The sequence below is a fragment of the Paenibacillus sp. FW507-14B1B genome (assembly GCF_058781425.1).
Map to the genome: position 1 here is coordinate 338100 of NZ_JBYSWS010000004.1, position 20270 is coordinate 358369.

The window sequence follows — 20270 nt, forward strand, 5'->3', positions numbered from 1 at the left end:
TTCGTGTGACGTCTATGATTTCGCTATGTATGATATTAGTGCTGGGGTATTCCGGCTCGACTTGGGCGAATGGCAGCGGTCCTTTCCATTTCGGATTCAAACGAAGTGTGAACGGCAAGCTTCCATCCATTGATGAGGAAGGATTTAAGGAACTCCTCAAGAAGCATGGTGCCATCTTCATGGGCGATTCCGCGAAGAAAGAATTGTACATGACGTTCGATAACGGATATGAGAATGGATTCACCGCAGGTATCCTGGATACGCTGAAAGCGAAGAAAGTACCTGCAACCTTTTTTGTTACCGGTCATTATGTGAAGACCCAGACCGAGCTGCTCAAGCGAATGACTGCAGAAGGGCATATAATAGGGAATCATTCTTGGAGCCATCCCGATGTATCCACGATTTCAGCGGAGAAACTGACAGAAGAACTCAATCGTGTAAAGACTGAGGTAGCGAGCGTAACAGGCCAGAAGGAGATGAAGTATCTTCGGACGCCAAGGGGAATATTTAATGAGCGCTCTTTGGCTGTAAGTAAGGATCTTGGATATACGAACGTATTCTGGTCACTTGCTTATAAAGATTGGGATGTGAATGCCCAGCGCGGTTCACAGTATGCATATGAGAAAGTGACAGCCCAGCTTCATCCGGGTGCCGTTATGCTCCTGCACTCCATTTCCCGAGATAATGCGGAAGCGTTAGGCCGTATCATTGACGAAGCTAGGAAGCAGGGCTATGAGTTCAAGAGCTTGGATGAGATGGGGACACGGGCGCCGTAGAGATTTAAATTTATATACAGGCGAGCAGATACATGGCTACTCGGGAGCCGTGTATCTGCTCGCTTTTTTTTATACTGTGTCAGTGTTTATTTTTCAGATAGAGAGTTTGGTGCTAATACCTGGAAAATGGATGTTTGGTATAATACAGACCAGAAGTTTCTGTTCAAAAAAGGAGATCGCGTATGTCTCATACCATTCAAATATCCGTAAGACCGCTTGTGGAATATGTATTTCGCAGCGGAAGTATTACCTCTGGCTTTCGGACAGCAACCACTCTTTCCGAAGGAACGAGAGCGCATCAGCAGGTTCAGCGTGAATACGGTGAACAAGATCAGAAGGAGGTCCATCTTGAGGCGAAAATTCCTTTTAAGGATCTCATATTTGCCGTAGAAGGACGCTGCGATGGATTAATCATTGGAGACGGAAATGGTCCGGTGATGATTGATGAGATTAAGTCCACGTCGGGCAACTTGAACGAGATCCATGAGGATACGTATCCTGTCCACTGGGCCCAGGCTCAAATGTATGCTTACATGTATGCTAAGCTACACAGCGCCAAGGAGATGTCGGTTCAGTTGACGTACTTTCAGATACCAGCTGGAGATATGAAAAGATTTAAGCGAACCTTTAGCTATGAAGAACTAGAGCAGTTCGTGCAGGAAGTAGTCGCTGCTTATGCGCCCTATGCATACCTGCTTCGGGATCATGCACGGCAGAGGGATAAGAGCATCAAAGAGCTGGCATTCCCATTCCCAGCATACCGCGCAGGCCAGCGCAAACTGATGGGTGCTGTCTATAAAACCATTGGCGAAAGTAGACGCTTATTCGCCAAGGCACCGACCGGCATAGGAAAGACCATCTCAACGCTGTTTCCTACGATTAAAGCGATGGGTGAAGGAACGGTGCAGCGGATTTATTATTTAACAGCCAAGACGATCACACGTACGGCAGCAGAGGAAGCGGTGGCATTGATGGAGTCGGGGGGACTACATATGCATACCGTAACTTTAACGGCAAAAGATAAGATTTGCTTCGGTGAGGAAGAAGGATGCGGACAGGATTCTTGCATATTTTCCGAAGGTTACTATGATCGGATTAACGGGGCGATTCTGGATCTCTTAGAGAATGAAACAACCATGACCCGCCCGGTTATAGAAGCCTATGCTCGAAAGCATCAGGTCTGTCCGTTCGAATTCTCACTGGATGCGGCATATGCTGCAGATGCTGTGATCTGTGATTACAATTATGTGTATGATCCACGGGTATCATTCAAACGATTACCAGAGGAAGTGAAGAAGCGCAGCGTGGTTCTGGTCGATGAGGCCCATAACTTAGTCGACCGGGCGCGGAGTATGTTCTCAGCGGAGCTTAGAAAATCGATGTTTCTGAACATACAGCGGGCTTATAAAGAGGCCAACCCTGGACTATATCAGGCAACCAAAAAGGTGAACAACCGTTTTATCATATTCCGCAAGGTTAGCGGTGAGGAAGAGCGGATTGTCGGGACCCATCAGCCCGAATTGATGGATGAACTGCTTGAAGAATTCGTTATGCATGCTGAGGCGGAACTCGTAACCGGTAAAGGCGGCGATGAAGTAGATGAACTACTGGAGTGTTATTTCGCGGCACAGGCTTATCTGCGAATTTCCAAACTGTACGATGAGCGGTTCGTGACTTATGCCGAGATGGAAGGTAGTGAGGTATTCCTAAAGCTATTTTGCCTCGATCCGTCCTATTTACTACAGCAAGCAGGGAAGAATTATCGCAGTACCGTGCTGTTCTCTGCGACCTTAACTCCACTGATGTATTACAGAGATATGCTCGGGGCGGAGGAAGATGATTATAGTCTCTCGATTCCATCTCCCTTCTCCCATGAACAGCTAGATGTTCGCTTGATGCCCGTGTCTACTCGGTACAAGGATAGGGACCGCAGCAAGGATGCGATTGTTGATATGCTGGACAAGCTAGTTAAGGAACACCCTGTGAATACCTTGATATTCCTACCCTCATATCCGTATATGCAGGCTGTATACGATGCATTTATCAAGCTTAACCCTGAACTTCAAACGCAGGTTCAGGGCCACGCGATGCGTGAGGAGGAGCGGGAGTTGTTCCTAAGCTCTTATCAAGCGAATGCAGAGGTTCCATTGGTTGGTTTTGCTGTGATGGGTGGTATTTTCTCAGAAGGGATTGACCTGAAGGGGGCACGTCTAGAAAGCGTTGTTGTGGTTGGCGTGGGACTACCTCAGTTGTCGTTCGAGAATGATATTATTAAGGATTATTTCGACCGAAATGAGAAGAATGGATATGATTATGCCTACGTCTACCCTGGTATGAATAAGGTGCTTCAGGCAGGTGGCCGTCTGATTCGATCTGAAGAGGATCGAGGGACACTTGTACTAGTGGACGACCGATTCCAGAATCGGCCTTATCATTTACTATTGCCAGAGGAATGGCGGAACTATAAGCGTATATAGGATTAGGCGAATGATGATTTGTGGTGGTAATTGTTGACATGTCAGATTGCCACCCATATAATACGAATATACTTTTGATAACAAGGAGGCTGATGACAATGAAAAAGCAGATGAAGCGAGTTTACGTTGGCGTCGGTCTCTACGGACGGGTAAGATAAGTTGTTTTTAACATGAACTCATGATGATGAGATGATGTATAGGAACAACGGACCGCAGGAGACCATTCATGGTTTCTTGCGGTTTTTTTTATGTCTAAGCACGCCCCCCTTGTCCTACAGTGACAAGATTCATGAGGGCTATTCCTGTTAGACGTAGCAAACCGCAGATTATTTTCTGCGGTTTTTTTTGTGCCCGAAATATACCAAATCATAAAGGGGTTATCCGAATTGAATAATGAGCAGAACAATTTAAAGAAATACGGCTGGAATGAACACTGGCAAGAAATGATGGACAAACTAAAGGATCCACAGAAGCAGCTTGTGCCCGCGCGGGTTACAGCACAGTTCTCGAAACAATACCGGATTATAACTGAATCGGGAGAGAGAATTGCCATGGTGACTGGAAAATATGAGTATGAGGCTACAAGTCGTGCAGATTTCCCTGCGGTTGGGGATTGGGTGCTGGTAGAACTATTAGAGGGGGAGCCGAGAGCAGTTATTCATTGCCTGCTACCACGGGCTAAGGCAATGACACGAAAAGAGGCAGGAAGTATACCTGATGAGCAGGTTATTGCTGCCAATACGGACACTATTTTTATAGTTAATGCACTGAACCACGATTTTAATATTCGCAAAATCGAGCGGTACCTCATCGCTGTATGGGAGAGTGGAGCACAGCCTGTCGTGCTACTTACTAAGGCTGATCTGTGCGATGACCCTGAAGCGTACATGACGAAAGTAATCCATTCTGCTCCTGGCGTGCCCGTTCACGCAGTAAGCTCCGTGCAAGACCAAGGGAGAGAAGCGATAGCTCCTTATCTTGTGCCGGGTTCTACCGTAGCGATAACCGGCTCATCTGGTGCTGGCAAGTCTACATTGCTAAATTGGCTATCCGGTCAAGATTTACAGCGGGTACAGGGAATCCGTGAAGAAGATGCGAGAGGGAGACACACCACGACCCATCGAGAGCTGTTTATACTCCCGGAAGGTGCAATTATGGTTGATACTCCGGGGATGAGAGAGCTTAAATTATGGGATTCGACGGGGGGCTGGGAAGAGACATTCTCAGAGGTTGAGGAGCTTGCCCGGCAATGTCGGTTCAGTGATTGTCGTCATGAATCCGAAGTCGGTTGTGCGGTACAGCAAGCACTCCATATAGGGACACTTGATCAAGGTCGATTTAACAACTACAAGAAGACAGAGAAGGAGCTTGCTTATCTTGCGCGCAAGGAAAGGTCTACGTCCAGGAAACAGGTGGATCAATCCCGGTTTCAGGCTTCCAAATCACGCCGAGGAAAACATGCAGCCTCGTATCCCTCCTCTGTAGATGGGTATGAGTGAATCTGAAATTTCCCTCGTGACCTAGAAGTGACCTAGAAGCACAGCCCTTGCCAAATCTTGTGCGTTTGACTTTACCCTTTCACAAGATTTATAGTTAGGTTACCTAATTAATTGGTACACTATCTATTTTTGTCGAAAGAGAGGTGCATCATGTCAGAGACGGATAGACAGCAAGGCTGCGGCTTTGCTGGCGAAGGAAACTCCTCTAAGAACGGAAGCTTCGGCAGCGAAGCGGCAGGAAGACTCATGCGTAGCTTCAGTCTGTTCAAGAAGAAGAAGAAGGACTGGGAGCAAAGTACGATCTCAGGTTATACGACCGGTGAGATTCGAATTCTGATGACGCTGAAATATAAAGAAAAGTCCGTAGGGGCAGAAGGATTCGAATCGCGTTCTGAGAGTGAACCAAGTCTTAAGGTCTCGGAGATTAGTAATCATATGAAGGTAACTTCACCAACAATTACTCAATTCATTAATGGCCTAGAGGGCAAAGGACTTGTTGAGCGCGTGATGGATAAGAAAGACAGACGTGCAGTCCGCGTTCGCTTAACGGATGAGGGAGAGAAGATTGTTCATCAGGCACACGAGGCATTCAAGGCGAATTTCGAAGGACTCGTCGCATACCTAGGTGAAGAGGACAGTGATCAGTTGGCTAACTTATTAACCAAAGTTTATGAGTATATGAGTGAGAGTGAAATTCAATTAAATTCGCCAGATGAGAAGAAGTAAGGAGATGAAACCATGCTGAAGTTATTTCGGTATATGATGAAGCCGTATTGGTCGGCGGTCTTGCTTGTACTGTTATTTACTTTTTTCCAGGCGTTGTCTGAACTCTATTTGCCTACATTAATGGCGGATATTGTGAACGTCGGTATTGTGAAAGGAGATACGTCTTATATATGGCGTGTCGGTGGCTTTATGCTTGCAGTGGCAGCGGGCGGAATGATCTGCTCGATTGCGGCTAGTTTTTTGGCATCTAAATCCGCTTCCGGCTTCGGAAAAATTCTTCGTGGACGGGTGTTCTCTCATGTTGAGAACTTCACACTGCAGGAATTTGATAAGGTCGGCACGGCATCCCTAATCACTCGTACCACGAATGACATTACGCAAGTACAGCAAGTGACAATTATGATTCTTCGCATGATGGCTCTTGCACCGATGATGTGTATCGGGGGAATCATCATGGCGGTATCCCGTGATCCGGGCTTGACTGTTGTGCTTGTTGCGGCATTGCCGGTACTTGCGCTGGCTATTTTTATCATCGCTAGAAAGGGGATTCCGCTCTTTAAAGCGATCCAGATTAAGATCGACAGCCTCAGCCGTGTAATGCGTGAGGGCTTAACCGGAATCCGGGTTATTCGCTCTTTTAACCGCACGGAGCATGAGAAAGCACGTTTTAATGATGCCAATGAGGACTTAACGCAGACGGCGATTAAAGTAAATAAAATCATGGGTGCGATGATGCCTGTCATGATGCTAGTGATGAACTTCGCAACACTTGCGATCGTCTGGTTCGGCGGACATCGTATTAATGAAGGGCACATGATGGTAGGCGATCTGATGGCATTCCTGCAATACGCAATGATGATCATGTTCTCACTTATCATGGTGTCTGTCATGTTCGTTATGATTCCACGTGCACAGGCTTCTGCAGTTCGTATTAACGAAGTGCTGGATATGATGCCAGAGATCAAGGATCCTAAAGAGGCACATCAAAGATCTTCCAGAAAAGGATACATTGAATTTGATGATGTGACGTTCTACTATCCAGGAGCTGAGGAACCTGCGGTATCGAATATTTCCTTCCGTGCGGGCCCAGGTGAAATTACGGCCATCATTGGCGGTACGGGCTCAGGTAAATCCACCTTAATCAGTCTGATTCCAAGATTCTATGAGGTATCATCAGGGCGGATTTTGGTGGATGACACGGATATACGGGATATGAAACAGGAAGATCTTCGTGCCAAAATTGGATTTGTTCCACAAAAAGCACTTCTCTTTACCGGTTCGATTGCAGATAATATCCGTTATGGTAAAGAAGATGCAACAGATGAAGAAGTGAAGCATGCAGCGGAGGTTGCCCAAGCTGCTGATTTCATCTCCGCTATGGAAGGCGGTTATGAAGCCGAAATATCCCAAGGTGGCGGTAACGTCTCCGGTGGACAGAAGCAGCGTCTCTCCATTGCTCGCGCACTTGTTCGCCGTCCTGAAGTGTACGTATTTGATGATAGCTTCTCAGCACTCGATTTCAAGACGGATGCGAAACTGCGTGCAGCACTGAAAGAGGAAACAACCGAGTCGACGGTACTGATTGTAGCTCAGCGCGTCAGCACGGTTATGGATGCAGACCGTATTATTGTACTTGACCAAGGCCGAATCGCTGGTATCGGCACACATGAGGAACTGATGGAGAACAGTGAAGTGTATCGTGAGATTGTGTCATCCCAGCTGTCAGAGGAGGAGATCGCATGAGTGAAGCTAAAAAAAGCGGTGGACATCCCCGCGGTGGCGGAGGCCCTTTCGGTGGCGGTCCTCATGGACCGGGGATGCCTGTTCAGAAGCCCAAGGATTTTAAAGGGACATTCGGCCGGTTAGCCCGTTATTTGAAACCTCACTCGGGCAAGCTGATCACAGTGCTTGTTGCGGCTATTCTCAGTACCATATTCAGCATTGTCAGCCCGAAAATACTAGGTGAAGCAACAACACTTCTGTTCAAAGGCATGATGTCAGGCGAGGGAATCGACTTTACTGCCATTCAGCGTATTATGCTGTGGCTTGCCGGATTGTATATCGTCAGCTCCCTATTTGCTTATCTTCAGCAGTATGTAATGGCAGGTGTCGCACAGCGTACCGTGTATGATCTGCGTAAAGAAGTGAATGAGAAGCTGAACCGGCTGCCGCTCAAATATTTTGACGCTAGAACACACGGAGAGACGCTTAGCCGTGTAACGAACGATATGGATAACATCAGCAGTACACTGCAACAAAGCTTGACCCAGATGATCACTTCTGTAGTTACCCTGGTTGGGGTTATCATCATGATGCTGTCGATCAGTCCATTGTTAACACTCGTTGTTATTTTGACTTTACCGCTGAGCGTGATTGTGACCATGATGGTGGCAAAGCGTTCACAGAAGCATTTTGCAGCACAACAAAAACATCTTGGACAGTTAAACGGCCATGTAGAGGAAATGTATACAGGTCATAAAGTGGTTAAAGCGTTCGGACGTGAAAATGAATCGATCGCAGAGTTTGATAAGGTAAACGATAAACTGTACGATGCGGGTTGGCGTGCCCAGTTCATCTCGGGTTCGATTATGCCGCTTATGAGTTTCATTGGAAACATCGGCTATGTTATTGTCGCGGTCATGGGTGGTATTCTTGTGACCAAGAGATCGATCGAAATCGGGGACATTCAGGCGTTTATTCAATATTCACGTCAATTCACACAGCCGATTACTCAATTGGCGAATATTGCGAACGTCATTCAGTCCACGGTAGCTTCCGCAGAGCGGGTATTTGAGGTGCTGGATGAAGAAGAGGAAGTACTTGAGGATTCCGCTCCGAAGAAACTTACCAATCCGCGCGGCGAAGTTCATTTCGAACATGTAAACTTCGGTTATAGCCCGGAGAAAATGTTGATCGAAGATATGAATGTCGACGTATTGCCAGGGCAGACGGTGGCTATTGTAGGTCCTACAGGCGCGGGTAAAACAACACTTGTGAACCTGCTGATGCGTTTCTACGAGCTTAATGATGGTAAAATCACAATCGATGGTATCGACATTAAGCAGATGAAGAGAAGTGATCTGCGCAGTATGTTTGGTATGGTATTACAGGACACTTGGTTATTTAACGGTACAATTCGTGATAATATCGGTTATGGTAAAGCAGGTGTTACGGAGCAAGAAATCGTGCAGGCTGCCGAGGCGGCTCACGCGGACCATTTCATCCGTACCTTGCCTGAAGGCTATGATACGATTCTGAATGAGGAAGCATCCAATATTTCGCAAGGACAGAAGCAACTTCTGACGATCGCAAGAGCTATTCTTGCAGACCCTTCGATCCTCATTCTGGACGAAGCAACGAGTAGCGTGGATACGCGGACCGAGCTGTATATCCAGAAGGCGATGAATCGATTGATGCAGGGAAGAACGAGCTTCGTTATCGCTCACCGGCTATCTACGATTCGGGATGCAGATATGATACTCGTGATGAATCAGGGCAGTATTATTGAGCAAGGTACACATGAGGAACTGCTTGAGCAGAATGGTTTCTATGCAGATTTGTATAACAGCCAGTTTAGTGGAACGCAGGAAGCAGGTTAAAAGAACACAATTTAACACAACGAATATCCAATCAAAAAGGTCGAAGGCAAGCTCATTTTGGGCTATGCCTTCGGCCTTTTTGTTATTGCAGCCTACTTCAGCAGCTGGCCCCCTGATTACTGGAATTCTTCTAATGGGTAATAATATACATCAATATAGGGATCAATCCCTAAGGAGGAACGTTTAATGTATGAAAGGGCCATGCTTATATATAACGGTAACGCAGGGAAACAGAGTGTAGAGGAGTTACTGGGAACAGTAACAGGGATTCTTGCGCGCAGTATACGGGAGCTCGTGTTGATCCAGACGCTTGAACCAGGAGAAGGGGAGAAGATCTGTCAGCAGCGAGGGGAGGAATTTCAGCTTGTTCTCATCATGGGTGGAGACGGAACGGTACATGAATGTATTAATGGACTCGCCTCTTTAGAGAACCCACCGTTAATCGGGGTACTCCCAGCAGGAACCTGTAATGATTTTGCCAGATCACTGAATCTATCGGCTAATCTGGCTGAAGCGGCAAGACAGCTTATGGAAGGAAAGCGAAGAAAAGTGGACATCGGCGTTGCGGGGGAGAGGGTATTTACGAACTTCTTTGGTGTCGGTTTGATTACAGAAGCTTCAGAAAATATTAACTCGGATTTAAAAGGAACGCTAGGTCGTCTGAGCTACTATATCAGTACACTTCAAACCGTACGCTCGGCGGAGCCATTTTGTTACTGGATGGAATCAGACGATGGCATTCAAGAAGATGAGGCAGTCATGATTTACGTGTCTAATGGCCGTTATCTTGGTACGCAGGCACTGCCTTTCACTGTCGATGCTCTAACGGATGGGAAGCTTGATGTCTTGATCATTCGAGAGGCTGGACTTCCGCTCTTGAAAGAGCTGCTTAGCCGCAAGGAGCAAGGGGAATGGGAGCCGAAAAATGATAGCATTCAGTATTTTCAATCCTCAACCCTCACCTTGAAGACAGAGCAGCCCATGAAGGCGGATACGGATGGCGAGAAATATCTTAAGACGCCAGCGAAGTTATCCATTAGATCGGAATCGCTCGAATTTTTAACGGGTGAAGTGTAATTTATATTTAGGTTTACCTTATTGAGAGGCCATCCCAAAATAAATCAACAATGTCTCGGGCGAGCTTGTCAGCGGGTGTTCCCTTGGCGATTTCACGTATTCCGAGCATCAGAACTGCTGAGAAGGCATGCGCTGTGAGCAGTGGATCCGTTCTACGAATTTCACCAGCATCCATCGCCTTTACAAGATGCTCGGCAAGGCAATCATGAATCATCTCCTCTTTGCTAGTGATCTCATCGAGTTGTTTCTGACTTAAGGAAGAACGGGCTTCACGCAGAATCGTCTCAAAATCACCATGGGAGCGTGCAAGTTTGGCTTCCGATACTTTTATGAGGCGTTCCCGCAGCGGCAATGGCTGAACAAGAATTTGAGAAGTACTTGTACGTGCCCGCTCCAAAACAGCAGAGACGGATGCAGTGAACAACTGCGGTTTTCCGTCGAAGTAATAATAGATGGATGCTTTAGTTACACCGCAGGCTTTAGCAATCTGCTGTAAGGAAACGGCTTCGTAACCGAGCTCCATGAATAGTCTGGAGGCGGTGAACAACACGGTTTCCTGTACTGGCATATCTTGATCCTGCCGCTTGGGACGGCCTGGCATTCGAGGTGTGTTTGGTTTCATTAGGAGTCCCTCATTTCGAAAAAAATAAAAAAAGTTGATTAATTAACCGAACGGTATATATAATTATTAGAGATTAATAATCCAATTATTCGTATGGATGGCGTTTACCGTTTATTTTTAACGACTATGATGTTGATTTTGACACCAGAGCGTCATTTTTTCAAGTCTACGAGTTACAAAAGAGGAGGAGCATAAGGATGAAAGAACAACGTGGGTACGGCCGCTTGGTGGCAGGCCCTAAGACCAAATGGGTAACATTGATTGTATGGATTGTTGTAGTTGCAGTCCTCAATCTAATTTGGCCTATGGTGAATGAGAAGGAAAAAAACAATGCACCGAACTTACCGGACACTAGTCTATCTGTACAGGCGGAGTCCATAGCTTCACGAGAATTTCCGAGCGGAGAAGGGGTTCCAGCTCTAGTCGTATGGCAGAGAGAGGGAGGATTGTCTGATGAGGATTTAGGCCATATTCAGGAGCTATTTGCTAAGCTTGCTGAGAAGCCCGTACCGAATCAGGTTGGACTCGTTCCGTATGATAAAATGCCTCTGCCTGCGCTTAAGGCTCAATTGTCCGAAGATGGAAGTTCTATCGTGACTCCTGTGTTTTTCGATAAAACAGCAGGAGCTGAACAAATAGAAGAAGGAATTAAAGGGATGGAAGCCCAGGTCAAGGAGACCTTTGGTGTGGATCCATTCGCTGCGGATATGAACAATCCTGAGCTTGTAGCGCGTGTTACCGGCCCAGCGGGGATTTCAGTTGATGCAACAGCGTTGTTTAGTAATGCTGACGTTTCTTTATTAATAGCTACCGTACTTCTTGTCCTTATTATCTTACTTTTGATATACCGTTCGCCTATTCTGGCTCTTATACCGCTGGTTGCCGTCGGATTTGCGTATGGGGTAATTAGTCCGGTGCTAGGCTTTATGGCTGACAAGGAATGGATTACGGTAGATGGCCAGGCAATTTCTATTATGACCGTACTATTATTCGGAGCTGGCACCGATTATTGTCTCTTCATGATCTCCCGTTTCCGTCACGATCTCCGTGAGGAGAAGAGTAAGACTGCAGCGCTCTTAAAAGCCATTACACAATCATCAGGCGCCATTGCTATGAGTGGCATTACCGTTGTTATCGCGATGCTTGCCCTATTGTTCGCACAATATGGTGCGTACCACCGCTTTGCGGTACCTTTCAGTTTTGCTATTCTGATTATGTTTATTGCGAGCCTTACACTAGTTCCTGCACTGCTTGCTATATTTGGTCGTGTATCGTTCTATCCATTCGTCCCACGTACTCCGGAGATGGAAGAGGAGCGTGCTCGCAGCAAAGGTAAGCCGGTTAAAACGCATAAGATCAAGAAAGAAGGCTGGATTGGCAAAATCGTGACCCGTAAGCCTTGGATGGTCGTTTTAGTCGGCCTTGTTGTGCTGGGAGGCTTGGCGGCCTTTACACCTAAAGTGAAGTTTACGTATGATATCCTTTCCTCGTTTCCTAAGGATATGCCATCTAGAGAAGGCTTTACGATTATTGGAGAGCAGTTCTCCCCTGGTGAATTAGCTCCGGTCAAAGTGATGGTAGATACAGAGGGGAAAGACGCTTCGCAGCTGAAGGAAACCCTAGCATCTCTTCCTTATATCAGCAAAGCTGGAGACCCGGTAGAAGGTGCACAAAACCCGAACATTCTAGCCTATGATCTAGAATTTACAATGAATCCGTACGACCTTGAAGCTATGGAACATATCCCGGATTTGCGTGCTACTGCAGAAGCTTCACTTCAGAAGGCAGGAGTATCATCCCCTGAGTCCAAGGTATGGATTTCAGGGCAGACCGCGACTCAGTATGACACAGAGCAGATTGGTGATCGTGATACCATGCTGATTATCCCGATTGTCATCGGAATGATCACGCTGCTTCTTCTTCTATATCTTCGTTCAGTTGTCGCTACCGTATATCTGGTACTTACAGTTATCCTGTCTTACTTCTCTGCGCTTGGTCTAGGCTGGATCGTACTCCATTACGGTATGGGCGTTGATGCGATTCAAGGAGCAATCCCGTTGTATTCGTTCGTTTTCCTCGTTGCTCTTGGTGAAGACTATAATATCTTCATGATTTCGAGCATCTGGAAGAAGAGCCGCAGTATGCCACTTAAGCAGGCAATCCGTGAAGGTGTGCATGAGACAGGACCGGTCATTACTTCCGCCGGACTGATCCTGGCTGGAACCTTTGCTGTACTAGCTACATTGCCAATTCAGGTCCTTGTACAGTTTGGGGTTATTACGGCAATCGGTGTGCTGCTCGATACCTTTGTTGTACGCCCATTCCTTGTACCAGCGATTACAACGTTATTTGGTAAAGCTGCTTTTTGGCCGGGCAAAGCCCCAGCTGAGGTAGAAGATGCGAAAGCAGTTCAAGAGCGCGTTTAAATAACCATTCAGAAAGCTGGCGAGCTACGCGAATTGGTCACATTTTCTGTAACAAATCATGCGTTTTCGTTGCATATTTTCATGCGGTTCTTTTATAATGATGTGTAATCTTCACTAAGGGAGCCATGATGATTTGAAGAAATCCGTACTGAACCGAACGGTTTCAGAATTGCTTCGTCGGTCGGGTAGCGGAGTCACAGTAAAGCTCCATTCTTATTTTCCAGGGGGCCGTTTAATCGGCGGGAAATATGCAATGAGTACGCACAGCGTGACAATGTATACCGAGGTCATTAAACAACAATGCTTGCAGCTGTTTGGAACGTTGGAACCCGTGTATGAATACTTTGCTGTGGTGTTCGCTCATGAGCTTGGGCATGCAGCTGATGCAAGTCTATCTAAGCTCTGTGATGAACTGGATACTTGCGGAGATGAATTCAGGAGAAAAACAATCGCGCTGCAAATCGAGGAAAATGCATGGAATAACGCTATGTCGTGGATTATGGATATTGATCCGATCCTTATCAGAACCATTGTAGACCAGTCGCTGGAAAGCTACCGTGCTGAACTGGCACCGGTAACGGCTTAAATAAAGATCATGAAACAAAGAGGCTCATGTGCGAGGGATTTTCCTTGTCCATGAGCCTCTTTTTGTGGGTTAATCCCCGTGAGGATCGAGCTTCTTCAGTGGTTCGATGGCAGGACCCTCAAGCACCTCACCGTCATATCTGAATCTCGATCCATGACAAGGGCAGTCCCATGAACGCTCACCTTCATTCCATTCAGTCTCACAACCTAGGTGTGTACAAGTCGTGTCTACGAGATACAAATTTCCTTGAGCATCCTTATAAGCCCCGGCACGTTGACCGTTATGACGTACGACCATTCCTTCATCAGCCTTTAACTCGTCAATGTTCCCGTGAGTCATGTCGAACTTTCCAGCAATAAAATTCTTGGCGACCCCTGCATTTTGTACGACAAAGGTTTTCAGAGCAGGATCAGCTTGAAACCGAGAAGGCGTGAACAGTTCGGAGTATGGATTATCCTTGCCCATAATCTGATCTGTAATGATTTTTGCTGCCGCGGTACCCGTGGTCATACCCCATTTCCGGTAACCGGTCGCCACCAGAATTCGGTCCTGCTTGGACGTAATAGGCCCGATGTAGGGCAGCTTATCTAAGGTGATCAGATCCTGAGCAGACCAGCGGAAAGGAATGGATCTAGCACCCAGCAGCTCTCCAGCGAACTTCTCAAGATTCTCGTAATGGCGGTGGGTGCACTCACTTTTACCCGTAGGATGGCTTTCACCACCGACAATGATCAGTTCTTCACCGTTATAAGATACAGATCTAAGGGACCGAGAAGGGTCATCAATATTGATATACATGCCACCGGGATAACCCGTTTCCGGTTTCACAGCAACCGCATAAGAACGCTCCGCATGCAGTCTTGTGAAATAAAGACCTTTTCCGTCATAGAACGGGAAGTGCGAAGCTGATACGGCAAATTGACAGGTGATGCTGTGATTTCCTCGTTTTGTTGTGAGTGTGATTGGTCCTTCCGTTTCAGCTTTTTCATCAATGGTTGTATTTTCATAGATCACGCCGCCTAATTTCAGAAATTCCTCCACCATCCGTTTTAAATAGACTAGGGGGTGGAAGCGATATTGCCCTGGCATCTTGATAGCACCCCGGACAGGTAGTGGCAGCGGCACGCTCTCCAGCCATTCCCCGGGAATCCCCATTTTCTCATATGCCTTGAACTCATCCTCCAGCTTCGATCGCCTCTTGTCATCCTGCGTATATATGTATGCATCCTCTTTCTCTAACCCACAGACAATGTCCCATTCTTTGACTTGCTGCCGGATAAAGTCCATCGCTTTAACATTTGCATCATAGTAGTGTCGTGCTTTCTCCTCGCCAAAATGCTGCATCAACTCATGATAGATCATGCCATGCTGGGCTGTTACTTTGGCCGTTGTAAAGCCTGTCGTTCCATCTAATATCCGGCCTGCATCGAGAAGAACAACCTGTTTACTTTGCTTCGCCAGTAGATAGGCAGTCGTTATGCCGGTAATGCCCGCACCTACAACAGCAACATCCGTATCAATATCCTCAGCAAGTCGTTGAAAAGCAGGAAGATCGGTTGTGGCTCTCCATAGAGATTCCGGATATTGAGGCAGACTTTGCTGGGTTTTATTAGATTTATCCATCGTTTACATGCCCTCCTTTATATTAAATCGATTATTCCATGGAATTACGTATTGCCTGTGCTTCATTATTACCACCTACCAGAAAAAAGAAACGAATCCAGTCTCTCACTCATAAATTGGAACTATTTTGCAAAGGATAATCATTAGTCTACAGAACATGAAACGGCTAAGAGACGGAAAAAGCGAGGTGATGGAGATGGTAAGTCAGATAAGCAGTACGGATCAGACGAAGCAGTGGTTATTGAAGCAACTTGAGGATATAGGTGACAAAGAGCAGGTTCACCTCTCAGATGGCAGTGAGACCATTGAGCTTATTTATTTCAAAAGTCTCTGTGACCCTAACTTTGTCAGTGAGAACTTGGTCAACCGATATTACGAAATTCAGAATACAGAGCAATATTGTGATTACGTACGCTCTTATCCCTCCAGTAAAGTAGCAAAGGACGGGGAAGATGCACTGGATAATGTACTTAAAGGACAAGTTGTGGTCTTTACGAAAGAACATATTTATTTGTTCGATGCCTTATGGGTGGAAGGAGCCGATGTATCACCAGCCTCAACGGAGAATGTCATTCAGGGTCCCACAGATTCATTTACTGAGAGTATTGATACCAACATGAACTTGATACGGCGTAGATATCAGACGGCCCATTTGAAATCTGAATATATGAATTTGGGCAAAACATCTAAGACCCGGATCGCCATTTTGTACGACGATCGCAGAGTTGACCAGAATGTGCTTAAAGAGCTCAGGCATCGTCTATCGCTAATTGATGAAGACGTTGTACAATCTGCTTCGGAAATCGAGAGATTCACGATGAAACCGAATCTTCGGTTATTTCCTACAATTATGCTGAGTGAGCGTCCGGATCGAACCGTGCTGAATATATCACAAGGGAAAATAGCGGTCGTTATGGACACAACCGGATACGTTCTTTTATTGCCTGCTATATTTAATGATTTCTTTACAGCGATGGATGATCAGATTCAGTTGCCCCCGATCGGATGGTTTCTAAAGGTTATACGTTACATCGGGTTATTCCTGACTGTTCTTCTGCCTGCTCTTTATGTCGCCTTTACGTCTTATAATCCCGAAATACTCAAGATGCAGATTACGCTGCTGATTGCGGGCAGCCGAGCTACGGTGCCATATCCGTCTTTTTTCGAGGTGCTATTCATGCTGCTCGCCATGGAGTTTCTGATGGAAGCGAGTGTACGGCTGCCGAAATCGATAGGCCCTACGGCAACAACAGTTGGCGGGTTAATTTTGGGTACAGCAGCGACGGAGGCAGGATTGGTCAGTAATATTATGGTAATCCTGGTCGCCGCGGTAGCCATTACGAATTTTGTAATTCCATTAACCATGATGAGCTTTGGCATTCGAGTGGCCAAATATATCTTCATCTTGTTATCTACTTTTTTCGGTTTAGTCGGCATCGTTCTAGGGATGATTGGAATGATTATGTATCTAACTAGTCTCCGGAGTTTTGGTAAACCGTACTTTAAGATGTTCGCCATTGATAAGAGCGCGAAGGAGGGACAGAACAATGGTTAAGAATATTTATTTCTTGTACCTCTTTCTATTGAATGCTCTTATCAATCTGGTTAACTATGTTCCCCGAGTACTTATAGAGGATCGGTTTAACGGTTCAATCATCTCGATCATGATTGCCCTTCCGGTCGGAGTACTGCTGCTGTACTTATTTTGCGAAATGATCGCTAAATTTCCCCAGCAAGGATTGCCAGAAATCATGAGTAAAGCACTTCCAGGTTGGATTAGCAGGCCGCTGTTATTTGTAATGGGATGTATCTGGTATTTGTCCAGTGTACTTACACTAGTAGGATTCGTAGATATTACAGTGCGTTATATTAGTCCCGATGTCTCGCCATATGTTGTGCTTGTTGGTTTTTTGGTCGTGGTAGGGCTTTGTGCAAGGCTCGATTCGGAGTCTATATTGTATGCGTTAGAGATTGTTCTTTATATGACGGTCCCACTTATTGTTTACATGGTATGGCGGGTGTTCAGCAGTCCGCACTTTGAGTGGGATGCGGTTATGCAGATTATCACTTATGTATGGCAGATGCCGCGCTATGAGACGATCGCTGGGGCAACTTTTATTTTTAGTGGATACGTTAATATGGTGATCTTTAATCGGGTATTCAAGAAGGTAAAGATTAGACATTTATGGCTGTTCTGCATCATTGGTTTCTTTACGTTGATCATCTCGATGTTTGCCCCGATCGGTTTTTTAGGTGCTGACGGTGCTGGTGAGCACGTTTATCCTGCATTCTCTACGATAGACTCACTACGGATTCGATACTTTATTGTCGAGCGAATGATCTATGTCTTTTATGTTGTGTATATGTCTCTGTCATTAATGAACACAATCATTCATTGGCATGTGTCCAAAGAATTATTGCTCGGGTCCTTTCATAAGAAGGCTATGTCTTCATCCGCACATCTGTCGCAACAGAAAAGCAAGCTGGAGTGGTGGATTCTGGGTGTATTCTCTGCTCTTGTGTATGCCTGTGCATGGCTATTAGACCAGTTCACTCTGAACCAGATGGCTCAAATGTTTCTCAATTTGCGTTTTGTTGGCGAGATTGTTTTGTTAGGACTGATGTTTTACTTCGTGATGCAGAGGAGGTGGCGTGTATGAAGCATTTCAAGCGTTATCTGGTTATGCTGATGTGCTCCTCGCTGATGATCTTGGGAGGCTGTGAATTCCGTGACATCGACCTTCGTTTATTTGTGGTGGCTATTGGAGTGGACGTCATTGAAGATAACTCTGATCTGCTGCGATTCAGCTTCAAAATGTCACTTCCAACAGGCGACCCCAAGACTGGGGAGGTTAATTTACTGGTTGTGACCGAGGATGCCACTAATATAGCTACGGCGATTCGGCAAGCCAAGTCAAAGGTCGATAAAGAGCTCGATTTTGGGCATTGCAAAGGCGTAATGTACGGAGAAGCCTACGCACGCAGGGATATTCGTAAAGTCCAAGATTGGACGATTCGGCGCAGGGATATTCAGCTGCTTATGTATCCTACGGTTGCCATTCCCACAGCTGAGGCGGTGCTCAAAGTACAGCCTAAGACAGAGCGTATCGCGGGTAACTCCCTGTTCCTCGCACTGAGTGAGGACGGATCAGATTCACCGTATATCACCAAGATGTACTCTTTTGATCTGGCAAGAAGGATGAATGAAAAGGGGAAGGACCCAATCATGCCTGTAATTGAAGTGGTGAATGAATCACTGCTTGATATTAAGAAGGTTGCTCTAATGGACAAGCAGAAGGTACTGGAAATCTTGTCGCCAGAGGAGACAAAGCTATTCAATCTGCTCTTTCGCAAAGATCTGAGAACGAACTTCGGGATGGAGCAGGGCGGCAATCATTATGAGGCTAACATCACGAATAGCAGAGCAAAGTTCAACATTAAGAACGGGGGCCTTGGACAAGAAGAGATTATTTACACCATCCGGCTGATGGGAAATCTGGAGGAGAAGGACGAGGTGGGGAAATTGACGCATCAGGATATTGTTAATATTGAGCAGGGTTTTAGTAAAGAAATTGCAACCGATGTTACGAAGCTGCTTGAAAAAATACAAAAGACCGGCGTCGATCCACTTGGCTTCGGTCTTCGCTATTTCGGAACACATTGGAATAATGAAACAGAGGTAGAGGAGTGGAGAGAGATGTATCCTCGGATTAAGTTCGGGGTTAAAGTGCACACCGCCATTAAATCGACGGGCTATAACCGCTAATCGTGAGTATCTATGAATTGTTCAAGATGATGTTAAAATATAGAGTATATATATTTATCGCAAGGAGGTTTTCCCCATATGGAGTTTAGAAGATTAGGCAATAGCGGATTAAAGGTAAGTGAGATTAGTCTGGGCAGTTGGTTGACTTATGGTGGCTATGTAGAGCGTGAGAATGCGGTGAAATCCATCCAAACAGCGTATGGCCTGGGTGTTAACTTCTTCGATACAGCTAATGTCTATGAACAAGGGGCTGCTGAGGTGGTTGTGGGAGAGACATTAAAGGCATTTCCGCGTGAATCTTATGTACTTGCGACAAAAGTATTCGGGAAGATGGGCGACGGCCCGAATGATCAGGGACTTTCCCGTAAACATATTATGGAACAGTGCCATGCCAGCTTAAAGCGTCTTGGCACCGATTATGTAGACATTTATTATTGCCATCGTTTTGATCCAGAAACGCCAGTCGAGGAGACCCTTCGTGCTCTAGATGACCTAGTTCGTCAAGGCAAGGTTCTGTATGTCGGTGTTAGCAGGTGGACAGCAGCTCAGATGGAGGAAGCATTAGCGGTAGCGGATCGTTATCTACTGGATCGGATTGTCGTCAATCAACCGCTGTATAACATGTTTGAACGCAGTATTGAAGAAGAGATTATTCCACTCGGGGAGAAGAAGGGAATTGGCCAAGTTGTCTATTCTCCACTTGCCCAAGGCATTCTAACAGGGAAGTATGCGTCTGCAGAGAAAGTTCCGGAGAATAGCCGTGCTTCAAAGCTTGGATCGGATCGACTGAAGATTAGTGAGGAGCGGATACACCAAGTACAGGCGCTTGGCCATATTGCGAACGAGCACGGTATTAGTGTGGGACAGCTAGCACTTGCGTGGATCTTGAGGCAGAGTAATGTAGCTAGTGCACTTGTGGGTGCAAGCAGGCCAGAGCAAGTAGAAGAGAATGTAAAGGCTTCAGGGATTAAATTATCGCCCGATACGCTGACAGCGATTGAAGAAATATTGAAGTAAATCGATAAATATGAAGAAGGATCCGTACCATCATGGGCGGATCCTTCGTTCGTAAATGTGAGTAACACCAGTTGAT

15 protein-coding genes are annotated in these 20270 nt (G+C 46.1%); 13 read left to right on the plus strand and 2 right to left on the minus strand.

Annotated features, from left to right (window positions below; translation table 11 throughout):
• Positions 1-29 precede the first annotated feature (29 nt).
• The 7 genes from pdaA (at position 30) to AC3WJJ_RS20275 (ending at position 10154) form a co-directional block, all read left to right on the plus strand.
• Complete coding sequence (gene pdaA, locus AC3WJJ_RS20245) at positions 30-776, plus strand: delta-lactam-biosynthetic de-N-acetylase (RefSeq protein WP_492543619.1); 747 nt, start codon at positions 30-32, stop codon at positions 774-776.
• A gap of 182 nt (positions 777-958) precedes the next feature.
• Positions 959-3253: an ATP-dependent DNA helicase gene (locus AC3WJJ_RS20250; RefSeq protein ID WP_492543477.1), complete on the plus strand. Its 2295-nt coding sequence runs from the start codon at positions 959-961 to the stop codon at positions 3251-3253.
• 386 nt (positions 3254-3639) lie between these two features.
• Entirely contained in the window at positions 3640-4752 is a 1113-nt protein-coding gene (gene rsgA / locus AC3WJJ_RS20255; RefSeq protein ID WP_492543478.1) for a ribosome small subunit-dependent GTPase A, read from the plus strand.
• 150 nt (positions 4753-4902) lie between these two features.
• Positions 4903-5478, plus strand: a complete 576-nt coding sequence (locus AC3WJJ_RS20260) for a MarR family winged helix-turn-helix transcriptional regulator (RefSeq protein WP_492543479.1) — start codon at positions 4903-4905, stop codon at positions 5476-5478.
• A 12-nt stretch (positions 5479-5490) separates the two neighbouring features.
• Positions 5491-7221, plus strand: coding sequence for an ABC transporter ATP-binding protein (locus AC3WJJ_RS20265; RefSeq protein ID WP_492543480.1), 1731 nt, complete (start codon positions 5491-5493; stop codon positions 7219-7221).
• Positions 7218-9077 carry an ABC transporter ATP-binding protein gene (locus tag AC3WJJ_RS20270; protein WP_492543481.1) on the plus strand — a complete coding sequence of 620 codons (1860 nt, stop codon included), beginning with the start codon at positions 7218-7220 and terminating at the stop codon, positions 9075-9077. The genes AC3WJJ_RS20265 and AC3WJJ_RS20270 overlap by 4 nt, the downstream gene beginning before the upstream one ends.
• 186 nt (positions 9078-9263) lie before the next feature.
• On the plus strand, positions 9264-10154 hold the full coding sequence (locus AC3WJJ_RS20275) for a diacylglycerol/lipid kinase family protein (RefSeq protein ID WP_492543482.1): 891 nt from the start codon (positions 9264-9266) through the stop codon (positions 10152-10154).
• Positions 10155-10167: 13 nt separating this feature from the next.
• Here AC3WJJ_RS20275 and AC3WJJ_RS20280 read toward each other — a convergent pair whose 3' ends face one another.
• Positions 10168-10776, minus strand: a complete 609-nt coding sequence (locus tag AC3WJJ_RS20280; RefSeq protein ID WP_492543483.1) for a TetR/AcrR family transcriptional regulator — start codon at positions 10774-10776, stop codon at positions 10168-10170.
• Positions 10777-10973: 197 nt separating this feature from the next.
• On the opposite strand from AC3WJJ_RS20280, the gene AC3WJJ_RS20285 reads away from it, so the two are divergent.
• Both AC3WJJ_RS20285 and AC3WJJ_RS20290 read left to right on the plus strand, forming a co-directional pair.
• On the plus strand, positions 10974-13202 hold the full coding sequence (locus AC3WJJ_RS20285) for an MMPL family transporter (protein ID WP_492543484.1): 2229 nt from the start codon (positions 10974-10976) through the stop codon (positions 13200-13202).
• A gap of 133 nt (positions 13203-13335) precedes the next feature.
• Positions 13336-13788, plus strand: a complete 453-nt coding sequence (locus AC3WJJ_RS20290) for a hypothetical protein (RefSeq protein WP_492543485.1) — start codon at positions 13336-13338, stop codon at positions 13786-13788.
• A 69-nt stretch (positions 13789-13857) separates the two neighbouring features.
• Here the strand turns inward: AC3WJJ_RS20290 and AC3WJJ_RS20295 are convergent, their stop codons facing one another.
• Positions 13858-15411, minus strand: a complete 1554-nt coding sequence (locus AC3WJJ_RS20295; RefSeq protein WP_492543486.1) for an FAD-dependent oxidoreductase — start codon at positions 15409-15411, stop codon at positions 13858-13860.
• Positions 15412-15568: 157 nt separating this feature from the next.
• On the opposite strand from AC3WJJ_RS20295, the gene AC3WJJ_RS20300 reads away from it, so the two are divergent.
• The 4 genes from AC3WJJ_RS20300 (at position 15569) to AC3WJJ_RS20315 (ending at position 20194) form a co-directional block, all read left to right on the plus strand.
• Positions 15569-16966, plus strand: a complete 1398-nt coding sequence (locus AC3WJJ_RS20300; RefSeq protein WP_492543487.1) for a spore germination protein — start codon at positions 15569-15571, stop codon at positions 16964-16966.
• The gene (locus AC3WJJ_RS20305; protein WP_492543488.1) at positions 16959-18071 is read left to right on the plus strand and encodes a GerAB/ArcD/ProY family transporter; all 1113 of its coding nucleotides are present in this window, start codon (positions 16959-16961) and stop codon (positions 18069-18071) included. The genes AC3WJJ_RS20300 and AC3WJJ_RS20305 overlap by 8 nt, the downstream gene beginning before the upstream one ends.
• Positions 18068-19177 carry a Ger(x)C family spore germination protein gene (locus tag AC3WJJ_RS20310; protein WP_492543489.1) on the plus strand — a complete coding sequence of 370 codons (1110 nt, stop codon included), beginning with the start codon at positions 18068-18070 and terminating at the stop codon, positions 19175-19177. Before AC3WJJ_RS20305 ends, AC3WJJ_RS20310 begins: the two co-directional genes overlap by 4 nt.
• 78 nt (positions 19178-19255) lie before the next feature.
• Entirely contained in the window at positions 19256-20194 is a 939-nt protein-coding gene (locus AC3WJJ_RS20315; protein WP_492543490.1) for an aldo/keto reductase family protein, read from the plus strand.
• Positions 20195-20270 lie beyond the last annotated feature (76 nt).

Excerpts from the sequence above, each read along its gene's own strand:
- pdaA (WP_492543619.1), top strand. The coding sequence starts at position 30 with ATGATATTAGTGCTGGGGTATTCCGGCTCGACTTGGGCGAATGGCAGC.
- AC3WJJ_RS20250 (WP_492543477.1), top strand. The coding sequence starts at position 959 with ATGTCTCATACCATTCAAATATCCGTAAGACCGCTTGTGGAATATGTA.
- AC3WJJ_RS20260 (WP_492543479.1), top strand. The coding sequence starts at position 4,903 with ATGTCAGAGACGGATAGACAGCAAGGCTGCGGCTTTGCTGGCGAAGGA.
- AC3WJJ_RS20265 (WP_492543480.1), top strand. The coding sequence starts at position 5,491 with ATGCTGAAGTTATTTCGGTATATGATGAAGCCGTATTGGTCGGCGGTC.
- AC3WJJ_RS20270 (WP_492543481.1), top strand. The coding sequence starts at position 7,218 with ATGAGTGAAGCTAAAAAAAGCGGTGGACATCCCCGCGGTGGCGGAGGC.
- AC3WJJ_RS20275 (WP_492543482.1), top strand. The coding sequence starts at position 9,264 with ATGTATGAAAGGGCCATGCTTATATATAACGGTAACGCAGGGAAACAG.
- AC3WJJ_RS20280 (WP_492543483.1), bottom strand. The coding sequence starts at position 10,776 with ATGAAACCAAACACACCTCGAATGCCAGGCCGTCCCAAGCGGCAGGAT.
- AC3WJJ_RS20285 (WP_492543484.1), top strand. The coding sequence starts at position 10,974 with ATGAAAGAACAACGTGGGTACGGCCGCTTGGTGGCAGGCCCTAAGACC.
- AC3WJJ_RS20295 (WP_492543486.1), bottom strand. The coding sequence starts at position 15,411 with ATGGATAAATCTAATAAAACCCAGCAAAGTCTGCCTCAATATCCGGAA.
- AC3WJJ_RS20300 (WP_492543487.1), top strand. The coding sequence starts at position 15,569 with ATGAAACGGCTAAGAGACGGAAAAAGCGAGGTGATGGAGATGGTAAGT.
- AC3WJJ_RS20305 (WP_492543488.1), top strand. The coding sequence starts at position 16,959 with ATGGTTAAGAATATTTATTTCTTGTACCTCTTTCTATTGAATGCTCTT.
- AC3WJJ_RS20310 (WP_492543489.1), top strand. The coding sequence starts at position 18,068 with ATGAAGCATTTCAAGCGTTATCTGGTTATGCTGATGTGCTCCTCGCTG.
- AC3WJJ_RS20315 (WP_492543490.1), top strand. The coding sequence starts at position 19,256 with ATGGAGTTTAGAAGATTAGGCAATAGCGGATTAAAGGTAAGTGAGATT.